Raw genomic sequence first — 19,046 nt, forward strand, 5'->3', positions numbered from 1 at the left:
CCGACTGCCTCGGCACGCGTCCGCACCTGCGTGCCCCGCGTCCGGCGATGCTCGCGGTCACCCGCCGCGCCGCCGTCCGGACCGCGTCCCCCACCGCATCCGCTTCCGGGCCCGGAGGCCGGTGAGTCATGGCACTCACCGGTCGCCGTCTCGAGGTCGACCGGATCGCGACCCTCGCCGTACTCCCTCGTGAGTCCGCGATGGTCGTCGTCGGCGACCCTGGTTCCGGACGCAGCAGCGTCCTCGACGCGGTCGCCGACCGCGTCTCCCTCCCCGTCGTCCGCGTCGGTGTGAACGGGAGCGAATCGCGCTGGCCCCTGGCCGGCGTGACGTCGCTCTTCACCGCACTCGACGATCCCCGTGCGACGGCCCACATCGCCCACCTGCTCCAGGGGAACGGCTCGGCTGCCACGGAACGCACCACCCCCGCGCAGACCGCCGGGCTCGCGGCGGCGCACGACTTCCTCGACGCCGTGCACGCCCTGACCCTGCCGCCGACGCTCGTCCTCATCGACGACCTCGACCGGATGGACGCGGAGAGCCAGGAGCTCATCGCGTTCCTCGCCTCCCGCCTCGCGGGCACCGCCCTGCGCGTCGTGGCCTCGGTGCGCACGGTCCCGTCGGACGGCCCCCTCGCCGCACTCCCGGTGCTCCGGATCGAACCGCTCCCGGCGGACGAGGCGCTCGTGCTCGCCCGTGCGATGGCGCCCGAGGACGCGAACGAGGGCGTGCTCGCGATCCTCGCCGAGGAGACCGGCGGCAACCCCGGCGCGCTGCGCGAGCAGCTGTCGGTGCTGTCCCGCGAGCAGCTGGGCGGCTCCGAGCCGCTCGTGCTCCCGCTCCGCCCCACGCCGACCACCGAGGCCATCGCGGCCCTGGCGCTCGGCTCCGCTGCGGGACGCGATCTGGACGTCCTCGCTCGGCTCGCCCTCGTCCCGGTGGCGAAGACCGCCGGATGGGACCGCGACGAACTCGACGACCTCGCCGACGCCGGGCTGACGTCCGTCAAGGGGCAGACCGTCACGGTGCGCGACCCCCTGGTCCGGTCGGTGCTCTACTGGCGGATGCCCGCCCGCGACCGACGAGCGGCCCACACCGCGCTGGCCACGGCGAGCGCCGAGTCCGACCCCAGAGCGGCCGCGTGGCACCGCAGCTTCGTCGACGAGGTCCCCGACGTGGTCGCGCTGCTCGGCGCTGCTCGGTCGTACGTCGTGGACGGCAACGCGCAGGCGGCGGTCGTGCTCACCGAACGGGCGCTCCACATCGGGGGCGGTACGGAGGACGAGCACGTGGCGCTGCTGGGCGTCGCCGAGGCCCTGCTGGCGAACCGGCTGCTCGGCTTCGCGGCGCGGTACCTGGCGGCGATCCGGCCGTTCCGGGCGATGGCGGACGAGACACGTCGGCTCCGCCTGGAGTACTCGGTGCAGTACCTCAGCGGCGACGTGGTGCACGCGGACGAGCTCCTCGTGCCCGTCGACCCGGCGGACGCGTCCGAGGCGGACGCCGTCGGCGGGCTCCTGGCGATGGTCGCCAGCTTCCGGGCGGAGGCCTGGGAACTCGACCACGCACGGGACCTCCTCGCGCGGGCCGAACCGCTCCGGGCGTCGGCGTCCCCGCACACGGTGGAGATCACGACGGCGGCGGAGGAACTCATCGCCGCCGTCGACGGGACCCTCCCGCCCGACGCGGAGCTGCACGACGGGTTGTCGACGTCGACGCTGCTCCGGATGTCGGACCCGGCGTTGCTCCTCCTCGCGCACGCCCTGAGCATCGCCGAGCGGTACCGCAGTGCCCGTCGGGTGTTCGCGCTCGTCCTCGCGCGCGGACCGGAGACGATGCCGGTGTGGACCGAGGCGGCGCGCTACCTGTCGGCCGAGAACGAGGTGCGCTCCGGGAACTTCCGGCAGGCGCTCCGCGCGATCGACGTGTGGGAAGCCGGGTCGTCCGTCGTCGAGCGGCTGCGCGAGCCGTCGCGGGCGATCGCGATCGCGTGGCGGCACTTCGCCGAGGGGCGGACCCCGGAGGCGCTCGAGGTCCTGGACCGGTGCCTGGCGCAACGGTCGACGAACCGGTTGTGGGGTGCCACCGCGAAGCTGTACGCCCTGCGCGGCCGGGTCCTGCTGCTCGACGGTCGGCTGGACGAGGCGGTGGTGTCCCTCGAGGCCGCCGACGCCATCGGTCGGTCGCTGCGGAACCCCGCGGTGCTGCGGCACCTCGGGGACCTCGTCGAGGTGTACTCGCGCCTCGGCCGGGTCGACGACGCCCGTGCCGTCGCCGCTCGGCTCGCGGCGGACCACCACGCCCGCCCGTCCCGCTGGGGTGCGCTCGTGCTCGCCCGGTGTCTCGCGCTCATCGCCGACGACACCACGCGTGAGACGGCCCGTCGGCGCGCGCTGGAGCTGTTCCAGCCACACGACTCGCAGTTCGAGCGTGCGCGGACCTTCGCGGCCCTCGCCGCGGTGGGGAGTCCGTCGGAACGTCCGCGCCTGGGTGCGGCAGCCGCGGCGGCGTACGAGGCGGCGGGGCTCCGGCGCCCGCTGGCCGCGCCGGTCGCGACCGTCGCGATGCCGTCCTCCGGGTCGGCGTCGTCCCTGCGGTCGGGTCCGGTGCTGTCGGTGCCGGCACCCGGCACGCCGCGCAGCGCTCCGGACCCGTCGGCGGTGCTCACCTCGCTCACCGCAGAGGAGCGCGCCGTCGTGCAGAAGGTGACGGAGGGCTACCGCAACCGTGAGATCGCGTCGTCGCTGTTCATGTCGCAGCGGACGGTGGAGCTGCGACTGACGCAGATCTACCGGAAGGTGGGTGCACGGTCGCGGTCGCACCTGGTCGCGCTCCTCACGTGACCTGACTCGACGTCTCGTCGGACGGGAGGCGCGGTGCCGGTCGGCACCGCGCCTCCCGTGCGTTGCGCGACCCCGCACGCGCCCGCACCGGTTCGCACGTCGGGCGCGGTGAACCGCAAGAGCGGGTGCCGGGCGTTGCCGTGCGAGCGGGCCGCGGGTGAGAGTTCTCCTGCACCGACCGCCGTGCTCCTCCGGGAGCCCGCCCGTGGTACCCCGTCCGGTACCCGAACCACCGGCCCACGCACGCCGTCGTCCGTCCTCGCCTGATCCGAGGACGGGCGGCGGTCGGGTCAGTGGACCGGACGCACGGCAGACCCGACGGCGGTCGGTGCCGTTCCCCTCCCCCGAGCTCCCCCGGCTCCCCCGCTGCTCCCGTCCACCGAAGGGACACCAGATGTGCGGCATCATCGCGGCCCGCGTCACCGACGACGCGACCCCGTACCTGCTCGACGGCCTCGAACGACTCGAGTACCGCGGGTACGACTCGGCGGGCATCGCCGTGCGGACCGCCGCGGGCGGTACCGAGACGATCCGGTCGGTGTCCCGCGTCGGCGACCTCCGCACGCTCGTCGCGGCCCGCTCGGGCGCCGCGCTCACCGGTGTCGGGGTCGGCCACACCCGGTGGGCGACGCACGGCGTGGTGCGGGAGGCGAACGCCCACCCGCACGCGGACTGCTCCGGACGGATCAGCATCGTGCACAACGGCATCGTGGAGAACGCCGACGAGCTGCGCGCGGTGCTCGAACGGCAGGGGCACCGGTTCTCGTCGGACGTGGACTCCGAGGTGATCGCACACCTCGTCGAGCGTGCCCTCGCCGTGGACCCGGACCTCATGCTCGCCGTGCAGATCGCGACGGCGCAGCTCGAGGGGTCGTGGGCCGTCGTGGTGCTCGACGCCCGTACCGGTCGGATGGTGGTGGCAGCGGACCGGTCGCCGCTCGTGGTCGCACGGTCCGCACGGGGCGACTTCGTCGCGAGCGACATCGGGGCGATCGCCGAGTGGTGCGAGACGTTCGTGGCCCTCCGTGACGGCGACGTCGTGGAACTGGGCGAGGCGTGGACGTGGTCGTCGGCCGGTGTGGTCGTGCCGGTGCCGTTCCCGACGCCGTCACCGTTCGCCGCGACCGCACTCGAGCTCGGCGACCACCCGGACCACATGGCGAAGGAGATCGAGGAGCAACCGGCCGTGGTGTCGGCGATCCTCGACCGCGTCGCGCGACGCGCGGCTGACGGCAGCATGTGGGTCGGGCTGGGACTGCCCGGCTTCCACCGGCTCGCGGTCGTCGCGTGCGGCACGTCGCTGAACGCCGGACAGGTGATCGCGACCACGCTGCGCGGCCTCGGGGGTGTCCCGACGGACATCGTCGTGGCGAGCGAGGCCGACCAGGTCGTCCTCGGACCGGACACCCTCGTCGTCGCCATCAGCCAGTCCGGTGAGACCGCGGACGTCCTCCGCGCGCTCGACCGCTTCGAGGACCGACACCCCGTCCTCGCGCTGACGAACAACGTGCACTCGTCGCTCGCCCGTCGGGCCGACGCGGTGCTCGACTGCCACGCGGGGCCGGAGGTCGGCGTGGCCGCGACGAAGACGTTCACCGCCCAGGTGGTGGTCGGGGTCGCGGTGGTCGTGTCCGCGCTCGTGGCGTCCGGCCGCATCGACGCCGCCCGTGCCGCCGCACTCGTCGCCGAGCTGTCCGACCTGCCGTCGCGCATCGCGCACGCCGCAGCGATCGCGGCGGACCGCATCCCGTTGCTCGTGTCGAGCGTCCGGGACGCCTCGGGGTTCCTGTTCCTCGGCCGTGGCGCCGGTCTGCCGTACGCCGCCGAGGGCGCCCTCAAGCTCAAGGAGCTCAGCTACCGCTGGGCCGAGGCGTACCCCGCGGGCGAGCTCAAGCACGGTCCGCTCGCACTCGTGGACGACGGGACGCCCGTCGTCGTGGTCGACCACGGCGAGCCCCGGCTGCAGGCGAACATCGCCGAGGTCCGGGCACGGGGCGGCTTCGTCATCACCATCGGCACCGAGGGCTCGGACATCCCGGCACTCGGCCGACGCGCCGCCGGAGACCTGACGTGGGGTCGGGCCACCGCACCCTGGGGACCGCTCGAAGCGGTCGTCCCCCTGCAGATGCTCGCCCGCGAACTCGCGTTGCAGCTCGGCTGCGACGTCGACAAGCCGAGGAACCTCGCCAAGTCGGTGACGGTCGAATAGCCAGGCACTCGCACATGAACCGCCTGACGGTGTTCCTGGCCGTCCTCACGGCGCTGGTCGTCCTCGCGACGGTCGTCGTGCTCGCCACGGCGCCCTGACCCGCACGGGTCCCTCCGGGCTGGTGCTGCGATCCTGGTGCCTTGACCACCGCAGCCCCCGCCCTCGTCCCGATCGCGCTCCTCGTCGGCGCGGTCCTGCCGTTCGTGCCCGCCGCCGGCCGGGTGGCGCGCATCGCCGCGACCATCGCCCACGAGGTCGGCCACGCGGTCGTCGTCGTGCCGTTCGGCGGGCGCATCCGACGCATCGAGCTCCACCCCGACGGCTCCGGCGAAGCCTGGGTGCAACTCGGCGGGGTACCGGGTGCCGTCCGATGGCTCGTCCGGGTCCTCAACCTGTTCGCCGGCTACAGCGCACCGATCTGGGTGGGCGTCCTGCTCGTCACCGGCGTCCTGCACGCCTCGCGGTGGTTGCCCGTGGCGGTGCTCGGTGTCGTCGGCCTCGTCGCGCTCGCGTTCGTGCGGAACTGGTTCGGCCTGCTCGTCGTGATCGGGTTCGACGCACTCGCGCTCTGGGTCGCGCTGCGGCCGTCGGACGCCACCGTGCTCGTCGTCGCGGCCGTCGGGGCGTTCTTCGTGGTGGACGGTCTCCGGTCGGTGGTGCAGGTCGCGCGGTGGTTGCTGACGGGGGCGCGGGTGCAGACGGACTTCCACATCGCGGCGGCCGAGATGCGGGTGCCGGCCGGGCTGTGGTTCGTGCTGTTCCTCGCGGTGAACGCGCTGGCGGTCTGGCTCGCCCGCGGGCCCCTGCTCGAGACCTGGGCGACCGTCGTCAGCGCACTCCGCGCCCTGGTCTGAACGCACGGCGCGGGACGGGCCCGACCCGCGCCTCCCGTCCGCCCGGCGCGCGTCGTCGTAACCGGAGGCCGCAAACGGCGGCTCCCCACCCCGGGCCTGCGAGAGTACCGACACGACGACGGCAGGAGGTGTCCCATGACGGACGAGGAGCACGGTTTCGCCACCGAACAGGTCCACGGCGGGTTCCAGCCCGACGCCGGGCACGGCGCGAGGGTCCCCGCCATCCACATGTCCTCCGGCTTCCTGTTCGACGACTTCGAGCAGGCCCGTGACCGCTTCGCCGGCACCGACGACGGCTACACGTACACGCGCCTCGGCAACCCCACCAACGCGGACGTGGAGCGCCGGGTCGCCCTGCTCGAGCGCGGCGTGGAGGCGATCCTCGTCGGCAGCGGCCAGGCGGCGGCGACGGTCGCGTTCCTCGGGCTGCTGCAGGCCGGCGACCACGTGGTCGCGGCGCGGAGCATCTACGAGGGCACGAAGGGGCTGCTCGTGCAGAACCTCGGGCGCCTCGGCATCGAGGTCGACTTCGTCCCCGACCAGCGCGACCTCGACGGGTGGGCGCGACTCGTCCGGCCGAACACGAAGGCGTTCTTCGCCGAGACCATCCCGAACCCGAAGAACGACGTCCTGGACATCACCGGCGTGGCCGACACCGCCCACCGCGCGGGCGTGCCGCTCATCGTCGACAACACGCTGGCGACGCCGTACCTCGCCCGCCCGATCGAGCACGGCGCCGACCTCGTGATCCACTCCGCGTCGAAGTTCCTGTCCGGCCACGGAGCCGGGCTCGGCGGCGTGGTCGTGGACGGCGGCACGTTCGACTGGTCCGCGTCCCCGGAGCGCTGGGTGCACCTGACGAGCCCGGACCGCTCCCTCGGCGGCGCGAGCTACGTGGAGCGGTACGGTGCCCGCGCGTTCGTCGTGTTCGCCCGCGACGTCGTGGCGTCTCGCGTCGGACCGAGCCCGTCGCCGTTCAACGCCTTCCTCATCCGGCAGGGCATCGAGACGCTGTCCCTGCGCGTGGAACGGCACAGCCGGAACGCGCTGGAGATCGCGTCCTGGCTGGAGCAGCAGCCCGAGGTGACGAGCGTCGACCACGCGGGGCTGGCCTCCAGTCCGTACCACGACCTCGCCGAACGCTACCTGCCGCGCGGCGCCGGGTCCGTGTTCGCGTTCACCCTCTCCGGCGGCGAGGACGCCGCACGCGCCTTCATCGACGCCGTGCAGCTGTTCAGCCGGATGACCCACCTCGGCGACGTGCGGTCGCTCATCCTGCACCCGGCGACGACGACGCACGCCGGCAAGACGGCTGCGGAACGGGCCGAGCAGGGCATCGACGACGGCCTGATCCGGCTGTCGGTGGGGATCGAGGACGTCGCGGACCTCGTCCGCGACCTCGACCGCGGGTTCGCGGCGTTGCGCGGCGCACGGGAGGCGCGGCTCGGCCCCGACGCGGAGCTCGCCTCCCTGGAACACGCCGTCCCCGGGGACCACGTGATCGTCGAGGAGCTCTGACGATGGCCGACCTGCAGCACTTCGGGTACTTCTTCTCGCGCGGCTTCGGGCCGCAGGCATGGGGTCGTGCGGACTGGGACTGGGGGTACGACTGGACGAAGCCGGACATGTACCAGCAGTCCGTACGTGCCCTCGAGCAGGCCGGCATGGACCTCGTCATCGCCGAGGACGCCATCTCGCTCGGCAACCCGTCGACCCTCGACCTACGGATCCGGCAGGCCTACGGCGGACCGAAGCACGACCCGCTGCTGCTCGCCCCGTACCTGTTCGCCGCGACGTCCCACATCGGGATCGCCCCGACCGTGAACGCCGGCATCACCCCGCCGTACCTCGCCGCCCGGCAGTTCGCCACGCTGGCGCACCTGTCCGGGGCACGGCTCGGTATCAACGTCGTCACCGACACCGGCAGCGCCCGGCACGCCGGTCTCCAGCCGCTCGGGCACGACGCCGCGTACGACCGCGCCGAGGAGTGGATCACGCTGCTGCGCCGGCTGTGGCGATCGTGGGGGTCGTCCGGGTACGTCGGGGACGCGTCGGACTGGCACTTCGCCGACGGCCACGCCCTCGACGCGTTCCACCACGACGGCGCGTACTTCACCGCCGACGGGCCGCTCAACGCCCTGCCACTCGACAGCGACCCGGTGGTGGTCTCCCCCGGCGGCTCCGGACGGGGCCTCGGGTTCGCCGGGACGCACTCGGACGTGCAGCTCGCGCTCGCACCGCTGTCCGCGTCCGCCGTGTCGGACTACCGCGCCCGCGTGATCGCCGCCGCCGACGCCGCCGGACGCTCCGCCGCCGACCTGCGGATCCTGTTCGTGCTGAAGCCCGAGATCGTCGCGTCGCCGGAGGAAGCGGACCGGGTCGTCGACGCATCCCGCCACCCGTCGGACGAGGACCTCCGCACCGCGGCGATCGCCTGGTCGAGCGACTCCGAGACGGACCTGCTCGCGCTCGACCTCGACGCGCCGATCCCCGAGGGGACCTTCGGCGAGCACGTCTCGGCCGGGACGATCCGCGGCCTCGTCGGCGACACCCCGGACGCGCCGCTGCGCACGCTGCTGGAGCGCAAGGCGCGGAAGGGCCGGGTGTCGTCGCGCGAGGGCTTCGTCGGCACCGCGGACGAGCTCGCCGACTTCATCGAGGAACTCGGCGCCGACGCCGACAACGACGGCATCATCTTCTCCGGTGACCTCCACCCGGCGCAGGTGTACCGGATGTTCGGGGACCTCGTGCCGGTGCTCCGGCGCCGCGGGCTCCTGCGGCGGGAGTACGGCGCCGGGGGCATCCGGGCGAACCTGTTCGACTTCTGACGCGACCGGCGTGCCCGGCGCGGCCGCCGGACGACGGGAGGCGCGGTGCCAGCCGGCACCGCGCCTCCCGTCCGTCCGGCGATCAGTGGTGGACGGGCTCCACCACGTTGGACTCCTCGACCGCGCGCACGTCCTCCGCGGTGCGGAGGATCTCCTCGCGCGAGCTCGCCGAGTTGACCGCCCAGTAGTAGATCACCACGGAGAACACGGCGACCACGAGGATGTCGATCCAGAGCGGGAACAACGGGTGCGTGAGCGGCCCGAAGTCGCTGAGGAACACGATGAGCCCCATGCCGATCAGGTAGGGCAGCAGCCACTGGGCCGCCTTCCAGTCCCAGCGCGGCCGGACGCTCGTCGCGCCGCGGAACACGTTGTTGAGGATGATCACGACCGCGCCGATGAGGATCGCGACGCCGAGCTTCCAGTCGGTGTCCCACCCGGTCCAGAGGATGATGAGGTTCGCGATCACGAAGGCGATCGGGGAGAGCACCGTCGCGACGGGCATCCGGTAGGGACGCTCGATCTCCGGGATCCGCTTGCGGAACGCTCCGAGTGCGAGCGGTGCGCCCGCGTACATGAGCACCGAGGCGCTCGTGATGAGGCTCACCAAGCCCTGCCACGACGGGAACGGCGCGAAGCACGCGCAGCCGACGACGAACGCGGTGATCAGGCCGACCCACGGCACACCGGCCTTCGTGGTCCACTCGAACGCCTTCGGGAAGTACCCGTTGCGGCTGAGGCCGTACGAGATGCGCGTGGTCGCCGTGACGTAGATGAGACCGGTGCCACCGGGCGAGATGATCGCGTCGATGAAGATGATCACCGCCAGCCAGGTGATGCCCGCCGCCATGGCGATGTCCGCGAACGGACCGGTGTACTTCGTGAAGTCCGCCGTCGCCCACGAACCCTGGATCACGTCGGAGCGCAGCACGCCGAGGAAGACGATCTGCAGCAGCAGGTAGATGACGAGGCCGATGACGACCGAGCCGATCACGGCACGCGGGATGTCCCGCTTCGGGTTCTTCGCCTCGCCGGCGAGCTGGTCGGCCTGCTCGAACCCGAGGAACGCGAAGATGATGCCCGAGGTCGAGACCGCCGCGAGGATGCCCTTCGCCCCGCCGGGCAGGAAGCCGTCGGCCGCGCCGAAGTTGCTGCCGTGGAAGCCGCTGAAGGCCAGCACGATGATGACGAGCAGGGGGATGGCGACCTTCCACCACGTCGCCGCCGAGTTCGTGTTCGCGAGGATCCGCACGCTCAGCAGGTTGATCGCCGAGACCACCGCCATGAGCAGGATCGCCACCGCGATGCCCGACCCGGTGAGCAGCTGCTGGGTCTCGCCGTCCACCGTCGTGGTGTGCAGCCACGGGTGGGCGAACTGCCAGTGCTGCGCGTACTTGATCATCGCCTCGACCTCGATCGGGGCGACCGTCACGGACTGCAGCCACGAGAACCAGCCGAACGAGGCTCCGGCGATGCCCCCGAACGCGATGTGGGGGAACCGCGCTGTTCCGCCGGCGATCGGGAACATGCCGCCGAGCTCGGCGTGCACGAGGGCGAGGACGAGGACCGCCACACCGCCGATGACCCACGAGATGATCGCGGCGGGTCCGGCGGTCTTCAGCGCCTCCTGCGAGCCGAAGAGCCAGCCCGAGCCGATGATCGACCCCGTCGAGGCCCAGATGAGCCCGATGAAGCCGACGTTGCGCTTGAGGCCGGAGTCCGGCAGCGCCTGTGTCGTTGTTGCCACTGTTGCTCCTGTCGAATGGGCGCGGCCCCGCGAAGGGGGGCCGCGCTCATCGACTCTGGCACTGTGACAGCGACTTCGGCGGATTGTTTAACACAATGGAAACAAACGTGCTGTACAAGCACTCAGGCTACTTCTTCTTGGACTTCTTCTTCTTGTCGCCGGCCTTCTTCTCGGACTTCTTGTCCTTCTTGCCGTCGTCCTTCTTCTTGGACTTCTTCTTCTTGCCGTCGTCCTTCTCGGACTTCTTCTTCCCGTGCGCGTCCTTCCCGTGCGGAGCGGCCGCCGGAACCGCTCCCGGAGCGTCGTCCGCTCCCGGAGCGTCGTCCGTGTCCGGGGCTTCGAGTCCGTCGACGGGCTCGACGACGACCGCGCTGCCGGTGTCGGTCAGGAGGTCGACCTCCTGCTCCTGGATCACCGGCGCCAGCGCGTCCTCGACCCGCTCCACGGTGAGGGTGGCACCGTCCTCGGCCAGCCGCACCAGTGCCTGGGCGGCGCGGACGCGGGTGGTGGTCCGACGAGCGAGGACGTCGGCCCGTGCGCCCTCGAGGAAGGCGCGCAGCGAGCGCTCGACGGTTGAACGGCCCCGCGGCGCCGATCGGTCGAGACGGTCGAGCTCGCCGGCGACGCCCGCGACGTCGTCCTCCACGTGCTCGTGACGGACCGACTCGATGAGCGCGGCGATCGCGGCGGCCCCGCGCTCGACGGCGACGGAACGCTGGTCGAGGACGATGAGCAGCTCGATCACCGATCCGTAGGTGACGGTCTCCAAGCGGACCGGTTCGGCACCGCGACCGCGGATGACCAGACGGGCGTCGGGCGTCGGGAGCCAGGCGGCCAGGGCGGCGACGGTGGCCACCGAGCCCACTGCCCGCTCGTACTCGGCGAGCCCCACTCGCTCCTGCTCTCGCAGACGGACTCGGATCGCGATCTCCTGCACCACGCGTGGACCTCTCGTCTCGACGGTCGGCACGGGCGACTTCCCGCGCCTGGACCGGAGCGTAGTCCTCGAGCCCGACACGACGCAGAACGCCCCGCGACCGTCGGGGACGGTGCGGGGCGTTGCTCGGGAGATCGTCCCGACGACTCGGCGTGACAGCGACCCGACGACCGGCAGGTGGTGGAGATGGGGGGAATCGAACCCCCGTCCATCGCTGCAGTTCGACGTCTTCTACGGGCGTAGCCGGATTGTTCGTTCTGCTCGGCCCCGTCCTTTGCTACCGGCTTCTCGGACGACGAGCCCAGTCTCAGTGCAAGTCCCGCACGGCCCTGAGGCGCAACCGTGCAGCAAGTCCTCTGGATGACGCCGGGATCAGGTTAGGGGACGATCACCTGGCCGACGGACTTCATGTGCTGGGCTGCTTACGCAGCGAGAGCGAAGTCAGTGCGCTTGGAATTGGCACTTGTTGTTTTCCACGGATCGTTCACGAGATGACCGTGGGTCCTCGGCCCGCTTCCCGTCGGCGCACAGGCAATGTCGAAACCGATCATCCCCATGCAGGCCGGACGCACGAGCCGCTGTCACGCTGTTGAGTTGTCACTGGACTTCCGATGCTCCGATCGGAGCAGTCCCCCAGTCTAGCCGACCGGGATGCGCGGCGCTACTCGCCCATGCGGTTCCGGGTGCGCATGGCTCGCTCGGCCTCGCGCTTGTCGGTCTTCTCGCGGAGTGCCTGACGCTTGTCGAACTCGCGCTTGCCCTTCGCGACCGCGATCTCCACCTTGGCCCGACCGTCGTGGAAGTAGATCTGCAACGGCACGAGCGTGTAGCCGCCCTGCGCCGTCTTGTGCGAGATCTTCACGATCTGCTGCTTGTGGAGGAGCAGCTTCCGCTTGCGCCGCGGCGCGTGGTTGTTCCACGTGCCCTCGGTGTACTCGGGGATGTGCACCGCGTCGAGCCAGGCCTCGCCCCCGTCGATGAAGGCGTACCCGTCGACGAGCGACGCCCGCCCTTCGCGGAGCGACTTCACCTCGGTGCCGGACAGGACCATGCCGGCCTCGTACGTGTCCTCGATGAGGTAGTCGTGGCGCGCACGACGGTTCGTCGCCACGATCTTCTCGCCGCGTTCCTTCGCCATGCGTGTCTCCTTCCGGGGCGGTCGCTGCGTTCGCAGCCCCACAGACTATCCAACACACGACGTGCGGCGCACCTTCCCGGCGCGCCGCACGTGTCGACCTGGTGGCCCGAGCGGGCCCTCGGTCAGACCTTGAGGTACCGGCGGATCGCGACGAGCGCCGACAGGCCCGCGAGCACGATGCCGATCACGATGACCGCGGGGACCACGACGGCCGCGTCCCCCATCCCGATGAACGCCGTGCCCGAGAACCGCTGCGCGAGGTAGTTGCGGACGAAGAACCACACCACCGCCACGATCGCGCCCCCGGCGAGGACCGCCCCGATGGCGGCGGCGATCACCCCCTCGAGCACGAACGGTGTCTGGATGAACCGGTTCGACGCACCGACCAGGCGCATGATGCCGAGCTCTCGCCGTCGACTGAACGCCGACAACCGGATCGTCGTCGCGATGAGGAGCACTGCGGCGATCAACATGAGCGCGGCGATGCCGATCGCGGTGTACGACGAGGCGTTCAACAGGTTGAAGATCGGTTGCAGGTACCCGCGTTGGTCCACGACGCTCTGCACCCCGGCGACCTTCGAGAGACTCTCGACCAGGACGTCCGCCTGCGAGGGGTTCTTCAGGTTCACCCAGAAGGTCTCGTTGAGGTACTCGGGCTTGACGAACTCGGTGGCCGGCGAGTCCTTGAACTGCTGCTTGAAGCGCGAGTACGCCTGGTCCTGGTCCTCGTAGTACGTCTTCTCGATGTACGGCTTGAGGGTGGACGAATCGAGCTGTTCCTGGACCTGCTTGCGCTGGTCGTCGGTCGCCTTCGCGCCGGTGCAGTTGCCCGTGGTGTCGGTGTCCGTGCAGAGGTACACGGCGACCTGGGCCCGGTCGTACCAGTAGCCCTTCATCTGGTTGATCTGCATCTGGAGCAGGATCGCGGTGCCGACGAACGTCAGCGAGATGAAGGTCACGAGCACGACGGAGACGACCATCGACGCGTTGCGCCGCAGGCCCGAGCCGACCTCGGACATGACGAGCCCGAGCCTCATCGGATGATCCCCGGGATGGTCTGGATGCCGGTGGTGTTCGACACGGTGGAGCCTCGCTGGATCGGGACGGCCTGGGTCTGGTAGCCGCCGGACTGCTCGTCGCGCAGCACGGTGCCGTTCGAGAGTTCGATGACGCGGCGCTGCATCTGGTTCACGATGCTGGCGTCGTGCGTCGCCATGAGCACCGTCGTCCCGCCCTGGTTGATGCGTTCGAGGAGGGCCATGATGCCCGCCGACGTCGTCGGGTCGAGGTTGCCCGTGGGCTCGTCGGCGAGCAGGATCGCGGGCTTGTTGACGACCGCGCGGGCGATCGCGACACGCTGCTGCTCGCCACCGGAGAGTTCGTGCGGCATGCGGGTCGCCTTGCCGGCGAGACCCACGAGCTTCAGCACGTCGGTGACCGCTTCGCTGATGAAGCCCTTGCTCTTGCCGATCACCTGGAGCGAGAACGCCACGTTGTCGAAGACGTTCTTGTTCGGGAGGAGCCGGAAGTCCTGGAAGACGACGCCGAGGTTGCGTCGGAAGTAGGGCACCTTGCGCGACGACAGGGCCCCGAGGCGCTGGCCGAGCACGTGGATCTGCCCGCGCGACGGCTTCTCCTCCTTGAGCACGAGGCGCAGGAAGCTGGACTTGCCGGACCCGGACGCACCCACGAGGAAGACGAACTCCCCCTTGAGGATCTCGAGTGAGATGGCGTCGAGGGCGGGGCTCGGGTTGCCCGAGTACACCTTGGTGACCTGGTCGAATTTGATCATGACCGGATCAGGGTAGGTCGCCCGGGCCGGAAATCAACCGAGGCGCGCGGTTCGGGTCCGCGCCGGTGCCCCTCAGGACTCGACGGACTGCTTGCGCCAGCGGATGCCCGCGTTGATGAACCCGTCGAGGTCGCCGTCGAACACGGCTGAGGGGTTGTTCACCTCGTGCTCGCTCCGGAGGTCCTTCACCATCTGGTACGGCGCGAGGACGTAGGACCGGATCTGGTCGCCCCAGCTCGCCGTGATGTTGCCGGCGAGCTCCTTCTTCTTCGCGTTCTCCTCTTCCTTCTTCAGGAGCAGGAGCCGCGACTGCAGCACGCGCATGGCGGCGGCACGGTTCTGGATCTGCGACTTCTCGTTCTGCATCGAGACCACCGTGCCGGTCGGCAGGTGGGTGATGCGGACGGCAGAGTCGGTCGTGTTGACGGACTGTCCGCCCGGGCCGGACGACCGGAAGACGTCGACGCGGATGTCGTTCTCGGGGATGTCGATGGCCTCGGTCTCCGGCATGAGCGGGATGACCTCGACCGCGGCGAAGGAGGTCTGGCGCTTGCCCGCCGCGCCGAAGGGCGACATGCGGACGAGCCGGTGGGTGCCGGCCTCGACCGAGAGCGTGCCGAACGCGTACGGCGCGTCCACCTCGAAGGTCGCGGACTTGATGCCCGCTTCTTCCGCGTAGGAGGTGTCCATGACGGTCGTCTTGAAGCCGTGCTGCTCCGTGTATCGGAGGTACATGCGCAGCAGCATCTCGGCGAAGTCGGCCGCGTCCACACCACCGGCGCCGGCACGGATCGTGATGACCGCGGGCCGCTCGTCGTACTCACCGTCGAGGAGCGTCTGCACCTCGAGGTCGCCCATGGTCTTCTGGATCGCCTTCAGCTCGGCGGCGGCTTCGTCCGCGGAGTCCTGGTCGTCGGCCTCGTTCGCCATCTCGACGAGCACTTCCAGGTCGTCGATGCGCTGCTCGGTGTCGGTGATCTTCCGGAGCTCGGCCTGCCGGTGCGAGAGCGCGCTCGTCACCTGCTGCGCGTGCTCGACGTCGTCCCAGAGGTCCTGGGCACCCGCCTGCTCGCTGAGTTCGGCGATCTCCCGCTGCAGGCGGTCGACGTCGACCACCGAGCGGATGTTGCCGAAGGTCTCGCGGAGGGCGGAGATCTGCTCGGTGAAGTCCAGTTCGACCATGGTGAACGATCCTACCGACCGAGCAGGGGTTCCCTCGACGCCATGCCCGCCGCGCTCGCCCGCTCGACCGCCGCCGGGAGGGCCGCCAGGAAGGCGTCGACGTCGGCGTCGGTGGTGGTGTGACCGAGCGTGATCCGCAGGGCGCCCCGGGCGTCCTGTTCGGAGAGGCCCATGGCGAGCAGCACGTGCGAGGCCTCCGGGACCCCGGCCTGGCACGCCGAGCCGGTCGACACCGCGACGCCGGCCGCGTCGAGCAGGAACAGGAGCGAGTCCCCCTCGCAGCCGGGGAACGTGAAGTGGGCGTTGCCGGGCAGACGGTCGACCGGGTCCCCCATCAGGACCGCGGCGGGGACGGTCTCCCGCACGCCCGCGACCAGTCGGTCCCGCAGCGGCGACACGGAGGGGTGCGGCATCGATGCGGCCACCCCGAAGGCCGCGGCGGCCGGGGCGTCCTGCGTCCCGCTCCGCACCTGCCGCTGCTGCCCGCCGCCGTGGATCAGCGGTTCGACCGTGGCCTTCCGCCCGAGCACCAGGGCGCCGATCCCGACCGGGCCGCCGATCTTGTGCGCGGACACGCTCAGCGCGTCGAGGCCGGAGCCGGCGAACGACACCGGGACCTGGCCGTACGCGGCGACGGCGTCACTGTGCACCGGCACGCCCGCGGCGTGCGCGAGCTCGACGATCCTCGACACCGGCTGGATCGTGCCGACCTCGTTGTTCGCCCACAGGAACGTGACCAGGGCGACGTCCGAGGCGTCGGCGAGCCGCGCCTCCAGTCCGGCGAGGTCCACCCGGCCCTGCGCGTCCAACGGGACCACGTCGACGACGGCGCCCTCGTGGCGCTCGAGCCACTCGACGGTGTCGACGGTCGCGTGGTGCTCCCCCGCCGGGACGACGATGCGCGGACGGGGGCGGTCCTGCTGACGCGCCCAGAAGAGGCCCTTCACCGCCAGGTTGATGCTCTCGGTGCCGCCGGAGGTGAAGACCACCTCGACCGGGTCGGCGTCGAGCGAGGCCGCGACGGCCGCGCGGCCGTCCTCGAGGAGCATCTTCGCCTGCTGCCCGGCGCTGTGGATCGACGACGGGTTCCCGACGGTGGCGAGCGCAGCGGTGAACGCGGCGAGCGCCTCCGGCAGGATCGGCGTCGTCGCGGCGTGGTCGAGGTAGACCGGACCAGTGCTGTTGATGTGGATGGTGCACCCCCTGAACGAGCGTTTCCAGGATACCCGCGGGTCCTCGTACCCTGGTGGGCATGCACGAGACCGCTGTCGACGACACCCCCGGGTTCCTCCTGGGCGCCGGTGACCCGCGTTTCTCGGTGCGGTCCGCCTCCGCCACCGCCGTCTCGGTCGTGGTCGACGGACGCGGCACGTTCCCGCTGACGCGGAGCGGTGACGTCTGGTCGGGGGCGGTGCCGGGCGCGGAGGTGGGCGACACCTACCACCTCCTCGTCGACGGGCCCGCGGGACCACGCCACGACTTCGACCCCGAGCGACCGCTGCTCGACCCGTACGCGCGCGGCATCGTCCGCGGGGCGTCCGGACAGCGCTGGACCAGCGTCGTCGTCGACGAGTCGTTCGACTGGGGCGGGGTGGTGAAGCCCCGGACGCCGCTCGACCGGGCCGTCCTGTACGAAGCGAACGTCCGGACCCTGACCGCGGCGAACCCCGACGTCCCCGAGCACCTGCGCGGCACGTACGCGGGCGTCGCACACGAGAGCACCATCGCGCACCTCCACCGCATCGGCGTGACCACGCTCGAGCTGCTCCCCGTGCACGCGTTCGACACCGAACGGTGGCTGCGCGAGGCCGGGCGGGAGAACGCCTGGGGCTACAACACGCTCGGGTTCTTCGCCCCGCACGCCGCGTCGGCCTCCGCGCCGGCACGTGCGGCGGGCGCGGGTGCGGTGCTCCGCGAGTTCAAGGGCATGGTCCGGCTGCTGCACGAGGCGGGCATCCAGGTCGTCCTCGACGTCGTCTACAACCACACGGCGGAAGAGGGGCTCGGCGGCCCGACGTCGTCCCTGCGGGGCATCGACGGTGCGAACCGGTACCGGTGGACGGCCGACGGGTCCTCGTACTACGACACCACCGGGTGCGGGAACACGCTGGACACCTCGGTCGAGGCGACGGCGGACCTCATCGTCGACAGCCTCGTGTACTGGGCGCGCGACGTGCAGGTCGACGGCTTCCGCTTCGACCTCATGGCGGCGCTGGCCCGCGACGGAGCCCACGCGTTCGACCCCGCGCACCCGCTCCTGGAGCGGATCCGGAGCCACCCGGACCTGCAGGACACCCTCGTCATCGCCGAGCCCTGGGACGTCGGACCGGACGGGTGGAAGACGGGCTCCTTCGGCGCGGGCACGAGCGAGTGGAACGACGGCTTCCGGAACACCGTCCGGCAGTTCTGGCTCACCGACATCGCCGACGAACGCCGACACGGCGCCCCGGCGACCGGCATCGGAGCACTCGCGGGAGCGCTGACCGGCTCCCGGCAGCTCTTCGACACCGCGCGCGGCCCGCTCGCCGGCATCAACTTCGTCACCGCGCACGACGGCTTCACCCTGCTCGACCTCGTGTCGTACGACGGCAAGCACAACGAGGCCAACGGCGAGGACAACCGCGACGGGTCGGACGACAACCGCTCGTTCAACCACGGCATCGAGGGCGACACGGCCGACCGGGGCGTGCGCGCGGCACGCGGACGCTCGATGCGGAACCTCCTCGGGACCCTCATGCTCTCGGCCGGCGTCCCCATGCTCACCGCCGGCGACGAACGCAGCCGGACCCAGCACGGCAACAACAACGCCTACGTCGTTTCCGATGACCTCACCCCGGTCGACTGGAGCGACGACGAGGACGCCGAGGCGATGACCGAGGCCGTCGCCGCGCTCGCACGACTGCGCGCCGCCCACCCCGCACTCCGGCCCACCCGGTTCGGCGTGCCGGGGCAGGAGACGCCCGGCGCGTCGCGCATGTCCTGGTACGGGCCGGACGGCCAGCCGATGACGGTCGAGGGCTGGGACCAGCCGATCCACCGCGCGTTGCAGTACTTCGTCGAGTCGACACCGGAGCACGAGCCGTTCGACCGCGTCCTGGTCGTCGTGCACGGCAGCGGACGGACCCGCGACATCACCCTGCCCACCCGAGAGGACGTGCTCGGCTACCGCCTCGCCTGGTCGAGCGAGAAGCACCGCGACCACGAGCGGCTGCGGCCGGCCGGCCAGGTGTTCACGGCGTACGGCCCGGGCATCCACGTGTTCGAGATCGCCTGACCGGGACGGGACGGCTGTCAGCGTCGGGCCGGGCGTCCGGGACGGGACGGCTGTCCGCGTCGGGCGTCCGGGTCGGGTCGGACTGGAGGCGCGGGTCGGCTCGCGACGCTGGTCGCGTCCGCGCGTCCACAAGCGTGTCGGACGGCTGCAGGATCCGGGTCGCGTGCGTGTCGCGGCCGTCCCTCCACAGGGCCGCGGCACGCCCGGAACGTCACCGATCGCGCCTTCCGGGGAACGCGGAG

Annotated in this window: 13 protein-coding genes and 1 other RNA gene; 6 read left to right on the forward strand and 8 right to left on the reverse strand. The window is 71.5% G+C overall.

What is annotated here, in order from left to right:
* Positions 1 to 128: 128 nt before the first annotated feature.
* The 5 genes from ACTJKO_RS13900 (at position 129) to ACTJKO_RS13920 (ending at position 8,734) form a co-directional block, all read left to right on the forward strand.
* Positions 129 to 2,843: an AAA family ATPase gene (locus ACTJKO_RS13900; RefSeq protein WP_440689692.1), complete on the forward strand. Its 2,715-nt coding sequence runs from the start codon at positions 129 to 131 to the stop codon at positions 2,841 to 2,843.
* A 394-nt stretch (positions 2,844 to 3,237) separates the two neighbouring features.
* Positions 3,238 to 5,052: a glutamine--fructose-6-phosphate transaminase (isomerizing) gene (gene glmS / locus ACTJKO_RS13905; RefSeq protein WP_440689694.1), complete on the forward strand. Its 1,815-nt coding sequence runs from the start codon at positions 3,238 to 3,240 to the stop codon at positions 5,050 to 5,052.
* Between the two features lie 140 nt (positions 5,053 to 5,192).
* On the forward strand, positions 5,193 to 5,906 hold the full coding sequence (locus tag ACTJKO_RS13910; RefSeq protein ID WP_440689696.1) for a M50 family metallopeptidase: 714 nt from the start codon (positions 5,193 to 5,195) through the stop codon (positions 5,904 to 5,906).
* A 135-nt stretch (positions 5,907 to 6,041) separates the two neighbouring features.
* A complete protein-coding gene (locus tag ACTJKO_RS13915; protein ID WP_440689698.1) occupies positions 6,042 to 7,424 on the forward strand; it encodes an O-acetylhomoserine aminocarboxypropyltransferase/cysteine synthase family protein in 1,383 nt (460 codons plus the stop codon).
* A gap of 2 nt (positions 7,425 to 7,426) precedes the next feature.
* The gene (locus tag ACTJKO_RS13920; protein ID WP_440689700.1) at positions 7,427 to 8,734 is read left to right on the forward strand and encodes an LLM class flavin-dependent oxidoreductase; all 1,308 of its coding nucleotides are present in this window, start codon (positions 7,427 to 7,429) and stop codon (positions 8,732 to 8,734) included.
* A gap of 82 nt (positions 8,735 to 8,816) precedes the next feature.
* Here the strand turns inward: ACTJKO_RS13920 and ACTJKO_RS13925 are convergent, their stop codons facing one another.
* The 8 genes from ACTJKO_RS13925 to ACTJKO_RS13960 all read right to left on the reverse strand — a co-directional run bounded on the left by ACTJKO_RS13925 (position 8,817) and on the right by ACTJKO_RS13960 (position 16,717).
* On the reverse strand, positions 8,817 to 10,481 hold the full coding sequence (locus tag ACTJKO_RS13925) for an APC family permease (RefSeq protein WP_440689702.1): 1,665 nt from the start codon (positions 10,479 to 10,481) through the stop codon (positions 8,817 to 8,819).
* Between the two features lie 127 nt (positions 10,482 to 10,608).
* A complete protein-coding gene (locus tag ACTJKO_RS13930; protein ID WP_440689704.1) occupies positions 10,609 to 11,421 on the reverse strand; it encodes a hypothetical protein in 813 nt (270 codons plus the stop codon).
* 175 nt (positions 11,422 to 11,596) lie between these two features.
* Positions 11,597 to 11,973: a transfer-messenger RNA gene (ssrA, locus tag ACTJKO_RS13935) on the reverse strand.
* Between the two features lie 106 nt (positions 11,974 to 12,079).
* Positions 12,080 to 12,556 carry an SsrA-binding protein SmpB gene (gene smpB / locus ACTJKO_RS13940; RefSeq protein ID WP_440689706.1) on the reverse strand — a complete coding sequence of 159 codons (477 nt, stop codon included), beginning with the start codon at positions 12,554 to 12,556 and terminating at the stop codon, positions 12,080 to 12,082.
* A gap of 122 nt (positions 12,557 to 12,678) precedes the next feature.
* Positions 12,679 to 13,593, reverse strand: a complete 915-nt coding sequence (gene ftsX, locus ACTJKO_RS13945; RefSeq protein ID WP_440689708.1) for a permease-like cell division protein FtsX — start codon at positions 13,591 to 13,593, stop codon at positions 12,679 to 12,681.
* Entirely contained in the window at positions 13,590 to 14,348 is a 759-nt protein-coding gene (ftsE, locus tag ACTJKO_RS13950; RefSeq protein ID WP_440689710.1) for a cell division ATP-binding protein FtsE, read from the reverse strand. Before ftsE ends, ftsX begins: the two co-directional genes overlap by 4 nt.
* A gap of 72 nt (positions 14,349 to 14,420) precedes the next feature.
* Positions 14,421 to 15,530 carry a peptide chain release factor 2 gene (gene prfB / locus ACTJKO_RS13955; protein WP_440689712.1) on the reverse strand — a complete coding sequence of 370 codons (1,110 nt, stop codon included), beginning with the start codon at positions 15,528 to 15,530 and terminating at the stop codon, positions 14,421 to 14,423.
* A gap of 11 nt (positions 15,531 to 15,541) precedes the next feature.
* A complete protein-coding gene (locus ACTJKO_RS13960; RefSeq protein ID WP_440689854.1) occupies positions 15,542 to 16,717 on the reverse strand; it encodes a cysteine desulfurase family protein in 1,176 nt (391 codons plus the stop codon).
* 65 nt (positions 16,718 to 16,782) lie between these two features.
* Here ACTJKO_RS13960 and ACTJKO_RS13965 point away from each other — a divergent pair, with 65 nt between their 5' ends.
* Positions 16,783 to 18,804 carry a glycogen debranching protein gene (locus tag ACTJKO_RS13965; protein WP_440689714.1) on the forward strand — a complete coding sequence of 674 codons (2,022 nt, stop codon included), beginning with the start codon at positions 16,783 to 16,785 and terminating at the stop codon, positions 18,802 to 18,804.
* Positions 18,805 to 19,046: the final 242 nt, after the last annotated feature.

The organism is Curtobacterium sp. 22159 (assembly GCF_052045775.1).
In the GTDB taxonomy this organism is placed as follows: domain Bacteria; phylum Actinomycetota; class Actinomycetes; order Actinomycetales; family Microbacteriaceae; genus Curtobacterium.

Bases quoted from the DNA above. Each gene is read 5' to 3' on its own strand.
- ACTJKO_RS13900 (WP_440689692.1), top strand. From the start codon at position 129: ATGGCACTCACCGGTCGCCGTCTCGAGGTCGACCGGATCGCGACCCTC.
- glmS (WP_440689694.1), top strand. From the start codon at position 3,238: ATGTGCGGCATCATCGCGGCCCGCGTCACCGACGACGCGACCCCGTAC.
- ACTJKO_RS13915 (WP_440689698.1), top strand. From the start codon at position 6,042: ATGACGGACGAGGAGCACGGTTTCGCCACCGAACAGGTCCACGGCGGG.
- ACTJKO_RS13920 (WP_440689700.1), top strand. From the start codon at position 7,427: ATGGCCGACCTGCAGCACTTCGGGTACTTCTTCTCGCGCGGCTTCGGG.
- smpB (WP_440689706.1), bottom strand. From the start codon at position 12,556: ATGGCGAAGGAACGCGGCGAGAAGATCGTGGCGACGAACCGTCGTGCG.
- ftsX (WP_440689708.1), bottom strand. From the start codon at position 13,593: ATGAGGCTCGGGCTCGTCATGTCCGAGGTCGGCTCGGGCCTGCGGCGC.
- ftsE (WP_440689710.1), bottom strand. From the start codon at position 14,348: ATGATCAAATTCGACCAGGTCACCAAGGTGTACTCGGGCAACCCGAGC.
- prfB (WP_440689712.1), bottom strand. From the start codon at position 15,530: ATGGTCGAACTGGACTTCACCGAGCAGATCTCCGCCCTCCGCGAGACC.
- ACTJKO_RS13965 (WP_440689714.1), top strand. From the start codon at position 16,783: ATGCACGAGACCGCTGTCGACGACACCCCCGGGTTCCTCCTGGGCGCC.